1 protein-coding gene is annotated in these 7,114 nt (G+C 63.2%); it reads right to left on the reverse strand.

Annotation, left to right across the window (positions count from 1 at the left end; translation table 11 throughout):
• A partial coding sequence (locus tag AC5Y4D_RS27045) for a beta strand repeat-containing protein (RefSeq protein WP_500038738.1) occupies positions 1-7,114 on the reverse strand: 7,114 nt, incomplete at both ends.

Raw genomic sequence — 7,114 nt, forward strand, 5'->3', positions numbered from 1 at the left:
GGTGCCGGAGTTGAACATGCCGGTGTTGGACGTGCCGGAGTTGAAGAAGCCGGTGTTGCCCGCGCCCGAGGTGAGCGAGCCGAATCCGCTGAGCCCGTTGCCGGTGAGCCCGATGCCGATGTTGTTGTCGCCGGTGTTGAAGAAGCCGATGTTGTTGTTGCCGGTGTTGGCGAAGCCCTGGTTGAGGCTGCCGGCGTTGGAGAAGCCGAAGTTGTTGTCGCCCAGGTTGAACAGGCCCATGTTGTTCAAGCCGAAGTTCAGCGGGCCGAAGCCGATCTGGCCGTCGCCGGTCAATCCGATGCCGATGTTGTTGTTGCCGGTGTTGCCGAACCCGAAGTTGCCGTCACCGGTGTTGCCGATGCCGAAGTTGCCGTCGCCGATGTTGCCGAAGCCGATGTTGTTCAGTGCCGCGGTCAGTCCGGGACCGGCGTTGCCGAACCCGATGTTGCCGCTGCCGATGTTGCCGAAGCCGATGTTGAGGTCGCCCAGGTTGCCGAAGCCGAAGTTCTGGCTGCCGAGGTTGGCGCTGCCCAGGTTGAAGTCGCCGATGTTGGCGTTGCCCAGGTTCAGCCGGCCCAGGTCGGCCAGTCCGGCGTTGAAGATCGTCCCGGCCGGGTCGTTGAACAGGCCGGCCAGATCGGTGCCGACGTTGTAGAGGCCGGACAGGTGCGCCGGTGTCGCCAGGTTGGCGGTGGCGGTGTTGTAGAAGCCCGAGACGGTGTTGCCGAGGTTGGCCCAGCCCGAGGTGAGCGTGCCGAGGTTCTGGAACCCCGAGACCGACGTGCTCGTCGCGTTCCACCAGCCGGACAGGTTGGCACCCATGTTCCCGAACCCGGAGACGCTGCCGGGTCCGGTGTTGAAGAAGCCCGACGACGGGACGGCGGTGGTGTTGCCGAAGCCGGGCGCCGGCGGGATGTCGAGGAAGACGATGCGGATCGGGCCGAGCCCGCTGCGGATCTGGATCGGAATGTTCGTCGAGCCGTCGGGATTGCCGATGTTGACGTCGATCTTGGGCAGGGTGCCGCTGATGCTCGGGATGGTGATCGGGCCGACGCTGAAGTTGGTGATGGCGATCGCGTTGATGGTGATGCGCGGGAAGGTGAAGCCGTTGACCAGCAGGGTGCCCAGATCCACCTTGATCGGGATGTTGATGGGGATGTTGATGTCGAAGTTGAGCACCGGGAACTCGGGGATGCTGAACTCGGCGTGAGCGCCGAACAGGCCCTGGTAGTCCGCCCGCCAGAACATGCCGTTGCTGTAGTTGCCGCCGTTGAAGAACCCGGTGTTGACGTTGCCGGAGTTGCCGCTGCCGGTGTTGTAGTCGCCGGTGTTGAAGTCGCCGGTGTTGTAGTCACCGACGTTGAAGTTGCCGGTGTTGAAGTTGCCGGTGTTGTCCATTCCGGTGTTGTAGTTACCGGGGTTGGACATGCCGGTGTTGGTGGAGCCCGCGTTGAACAGCCCGGTGTTGTAGGTGCCCGCGTTCGCGATGCCGGTGTTGCCGGTGCCCGGGTTCCACATGCCCCAGTTCCCGACGCCGGAGTTGGCGATGCCCTGGTTGCCGGTGCCGGAGTTGAACAGCCCGACGTTGCCGGTGCCGGAGTTGAAGAAACCGACGTTGTTGGTGCCCGAGTTGAACAGCCCGACGTTGCCGCTGCCGGAGTTCAGGGCGCCGAAGCCGATCTGTCCGTCACCTGTCAGACCGATGCCGATGTTGTTGGTGCCGGTGTTGCCGAAACCGATGTTGAGGCTTCCGTTGTTGCCGAAGCCCCGGTTGAAGTTGCCCAGGTTGCCCAGGCCGAAGTTGCCGAAGCCCAGGTTACCCGAGCCGACGTTGTTGCTGCCGAGGTTGCCGGAGAAGACGTTGTTGTCGCCGATGTTGCCGAAACCGAAGTTGCCGTTGCCGATGTTGCCGAAGCCGAAGTTGTTGTTGCCGACGTTGCCGTCACCGATGTTGCCGAACCCGAGGTTGGCGGCGCCGATGTTGGCGACCGGGTTGTTGTTGAAGAACCCGGCGATGTCGTTGCCGATGTTCGCCAGGCCGGAGACGTTTCCGGGGTTGACCAGGCCCAGCGTGCTGGTGTTGAACCAGCCCGAGACGGTGTTGCCGAAGTTCGACATGCCCGAGAGCAGGTCGCCGAAGTTCTGGTACCCCGACAACCCCAGCAGCCCGGAGGCGGTGTTGAAGAAGCCGGAGATGTTGCCGCCGACGTTTCCGAAACCGGACGAGGTGCCGGTGCCGGAGTTGAAGAACCCGGAGGACGGCAGGCCGGTGGTGTTGAGGAAGCCGGGCCGCGCCGGGATGTCGACGAACGGGATCTGGATGGGCAGCAGGGTGCCGTTTCCGACGATGTTGATCAGCGGCGGTCCCGGCGGCAGGCTGCCGGCGCCGACGTTGACGGTGATCGCGGGCAGGCCGATCGAGATGTTCGGGATGAAGAACGAGTTGACCGTGACCAACCTGGCGGTGATGCCGCCGAAGAAGGTCGCGTCGACGGTCATCGACGGGATCCGGAAGCCCTGGACGTTGAGGATGCCCAGGGTTCCCGTGATCGGGATGTTGAGGTGGATCGGCACGTTCAGCTTGATCGGGATGCCGGTGTCGGGAATGGACTCGGTGTAGCTGAAGCCGTACAGGCCCTGGTAGTCGCCGCGCCACAGGACGCCGTTGTTGTAGTTGCCGGCGTTGAAGAAGCCGGTGTTGACGTTGCCGTTGTTGCCCGCGCCGGTGTTGTAGTTGCCGCCGTTGAGCCAGCCGGTGTTGTAGTTGCCGGTGTTGAAGCTCAGGGTGTTGAAGTTGCCGGCGTTGAAGTTGCCGGAGTTGTAGTGGCCGGCGTTACCGAAGCCGGTGTTAACGTTGCCGGGGTTGAAGAATCCGGTGTTGATGTCGCCGGCGTTGAAGAAGCCGGTGTTGGTGACGCCGGCGTTGCCGATGCCCCAGTTTCCGGTGCCGGAGTTGCCGATGCCGGTGTTGCCGCTACCGGAGTTGAACAGCCCGACGTTGTTGGTCCCGGAGTTGAACAGGCCGCTGTTGCCGGTGCCGGAGTTCCACGACCCGAAACCGCTTTGGGCGTTGCCGGACAGCCCGACACCGGTGTTGTTGTCGCCGGTGTTGGCCAGGCCGATGTTGGTGTTGCCGGTGTTGGCGAAGCCCTGGTTGAAGCTGCCGGCGTTGCCGAAGCCGGCGTTCGAGCTGCCCAGGTTGGCGAAACCGATGTTGAGGTTGCCGAGGTTGCCCAGGCCGATGTTGCCGTCGCCGTAGTTGCCCAGGCCGAAGTTGGCCAAGCCGTTGTTGGCGAAGCCGACGTTGTTGTTGCCGATGTTGCCGAAGCCGATGTTGTTGTCCCCGACATTGCCGAAGCCGATGTTGTTGGACCCGGCGTTGCCCAGCCCGAGGTTGAACGTCGAGAATCCGGGCGGCGGCACCTGGCTGATGAACAGTCCCGCGAGGTTGGTGCCGACGTTGGACATGCCCGAGACGTTGGCCGGTGTGCCGAAGCCGGTGTTGAACAGGCCCGACACCGTGTCGCCGAGGTTGGACACACCCGACAGCAGCGAGCCGTAGTTCTTGAATCCCGATACTCCGCCCAGCAGCGAGAAGTTCTGCAGCCCGGAGATGTTCGCGCCGATATTCATGATGCCCGAGACGGTTCCGGGGCCGCCGTTGAAGAACCCCGACGACGGCAGCGTGGTGGCGTTGAAGAAGCCCGGGGTCGGCGGGATGTAGAACAGCGTGTAGTCGACCGGTCCGATGCTGGCGGTCGCCGGGATGAAGATCCGGGTCGTGGGGCTGCCGATGTTGAAATTGACCGCCGGGCCGGTGATCACGATCGGCGGGATGGTGAGGCTGTTGACCTTGCCGGTGGCGATCGGTACCGGGCCCAGCGAGATGTTCAGCCCGAAGTTCAGGTCCTGCATGGTGATGCCGCTGAACAGCGTGTTGGTGAACCCGGCGGTGATCGGGATGTCGATCGGCACGTCGATGGTGACGTGAGCGGGGATCTCGGGCACGTGGATGCGGTAGCCGGCGCTGATCAGACCGGAGCGGTCGCCGCGCCACAGGGAGCCGTTGTTCTCGTTGCCGGTGCTGAATGCGCCGGTGTTGATGTTGCCGGCGTTGGCGAAGCCGGTGTTGTAGTCGCCGGTGTTGGCCCAACCGGTGTTGTAGTCACCCCGGTTGGCGATGCCGGTGTTGGTGTTGCCGGTGTTGTACAGGCCGGTGTTGAAGTTGCCGACGTTGCCGACGCCGGTGTTGACCAGTCCGGTGTTGAACAGGCCCGTGTTGGTGGTGCCGGCGTTGCCGATGCCGGTGTTGAAGCTGCCGGAGTTGCCGATGCCCCAGTTGCCGTCGCCCGAGTTGCCGATGCCGATGTTGTTGGTGCCGGAGTTGCCGAAGCCGATGTTGCCGGTGCCGGAGTTGAAGCCGGCGAAGTTGATGCCCTGCTGGTTGTTTCCGGTGAGGCCGATCCCGATGTTGCCGTTTCCGGTGTTGCCGAAGCCGATGTTGCCGTCGCCGGTGTTGCCGAACCCGAAGTTGTTGCTACCCAGGTTGCCGAAACCGATGTTGTCCAGGACCGCCGTCAGACCCGGGCCGGCGTTGCCGAAGCCGAAGTTTCCGACGCCGACGTTGCCGCTGCCGAAGTTGCCACTGCCGAGGTTGCCGAAGCCGAAGTTATTGCTGCCGATGTTGCCGCTACCCAGGTTGAAGCTGCCGAGGTTGCCGTCGCCGAAGTTCAACTGGCCGAGGTTGGCCAGGCCGGCGTTGAACACCGTGCCGTTGGGGCCGTTGAACAGGCCCGAGACGTTGCTGCCGATGTTGAACAGGCCCGAGATGTTGGCCGGGGTCGCGAGGTTCAGCGCACTGGTGTTGTAGAAGCCGGAGACGGAGTTGCCCAGGTTGGCCCAGCCCGACGTCAACGAGCCGACGTTTTGGAAGCCGGACGCGCCGAGCGTCGCGGCGATGTTCGAGATGCCCGAAATGCCCGCGCCCAGGTTCTGGAAACCCGACGAGCCGCCGGCTCCGGTGTTGAAGAAGCCCGACGACGGGTTGGTGGTGGAGTTCCCGATCCCGGGTGCGGCGGGGATGTTCAGGAATGTGATGGTGCGGCTTTCCAGGGCCCCGGTGATGCTGATCGGCAGGTTGACTCCCGGTCCGCCGATGGTCAGCGTGACCAGCGGAGCGGTGATGGTCGAGGCACCCAGCGTGATGGGCCCGACGAAGAACAGCCCCTCGGGGGCGATGATCGGCACCGGCAGGTAGAAGGTCCTGGGGAAGATCGCTCCGGCTTCGGTCAGCGGGATCGTCATGCCGCCCAACGGCATGACGATGTTCACCGGAATCGTCATCGACATGTCGATCGGGATGTACGGGGTGGTGTACGACAGATCGATGGCGATCTGGCCCTGGTTGTCCAGCGCCTGGGAGAAGCCGTTGTTGAAGTTGCCGCTGTTCAGCAGGCCGGTGTTGACGTTGCCGGTGTTGAAGAACCCGGTGTTGGTGTTGCCCGGGTTGTAGCTGCCGGTGTTGGTGTTGCCGGCGTTGAAGTCGCCGGTGTTGAAGTTGCCGGCGTTGAAACCGCCGGTGTTGTAACTGCCGGTGTTGTAGAAGCCGGAGTTGAGGGCGCCGACGTTACCGAAGCCGGTGTTGTAGTCACCGGGGTTGTGGAATCCGGTGTTGCCGCTGCCGGGGTTCTCGAAGCCCCAGTTCCCGACGCCGGCGTTGAACAGGCCGACGTTGCCGGTGCCCGAGTTCCCGATGCCGATGTTGCCGGTGCCCGCGTTGAACAAGCCGAAGTTATTGGTTCCCGAGTTGAACAACCCGGTGTTGCCCAGACCGGAGTTCAGGGCGCCGATGCCGAACTGGCCGTCGCCGGTGAGGCCGATGCCGAAGCTGTTGTTTCCGGTGTTGCCGAAGCCGATGTTGTTGTTGCCGGTATTGGCGAAACCCTGGTTGAAGTTGCCGGCGTTGCCGAACCCGATGCTGTAGCTGCCGAGGTTGCCGAACCCGAAGTTGAAACTGCCGAGGTTGCCCGAGCCGATGTTGTTCAGGCCGATGTTCGCATTGCCGATGTTCAGCGAGCCGATATTGGCGCTACCGAAGTTCTGGCTGCCAATGTTTCCGCTACCGAATATGTTGCCGCTGCCGACATTTCCGCTGCCGAGAATGTTGAAGTCGCCGATATTGCCGCTGCCCAGAATGTTGCGACTGCCGATATTGGCATTGGCGAGGATGTTCAGGGCGCCGTCGTTGGCCAGCCCGAGATTGAACGTCGACGGGCCGCCGAAGACGCCCGACATGTTGCTTCCGGTGTTGAACACACCCGAGACGAACGCCGGTGTCGTGATGGCGACCAGGCTGGAGTTCAGCAGGCCCGAGATGGTGTTGCCCGAGTTGATCAGACCCGACTGGAAGCCGCCGGTATTGAACAAGCCCGAGTTGCCGACGGCCAGGACCGTCGGCGTGGTGTTGAGGATGCCGGAGTTGTTGGCGCCGGTGTTGAAGAAGCCGGACGAGCTACCGAGTCCGCTGTTGAAGAATCCCGACGACGGAGTGCTGGTCGAGTTGAAGTAGCCCGGTCCGCTGGTGAAGAAGTGTCCCTGGTTGTCGCCGCGCCACAGGAATCCGTTGTTGTAGTTGCCGGTGTTGAACGCACCGGTGTTGACGTTGCCGGGGTTGCCGATGCCGGTGTTGTAGTTGCCGTCGTTGAAGAATCCGGTGTTGTAGTTGCCGAGGTTGAAGCCTCCGGTGTTGCTGTTGCCGGGGTTGAAGATGCCGGTGTTGTAGTTGCCGGTGTTGCCCCAGCCGGTGTTGGCGATGCCGGTGTTGAAGAACCCGGTGTTGGCTTCGCCGGAGTTGCCGATGCCGCTGTTGTAGCTGTTGCCGGAGTTGCCGATGCCGAAGTTTCCGGTGCCCGAGTTGCCGATACCGATGTTGCCGGTGCCCGAGTTGAAGAAACCGAGGTTGCCCGAACCGGAGTTCAGGCCGCCGAAGCCGGACAGTCCGATGCCGTTGAGCCCGATGCCCTGGTTTCCGTCGCCGGTGTTGCCGAAGCCGATGTTGTTGTTGCCGGTGTTGCCGAAGCCAATGTTGCCGCTGCCGTTGTTGCCGAAGCCGAAG

It is taken from the genome of Mycobacterium sp. NGS67 (assembly GCF_059812185.1).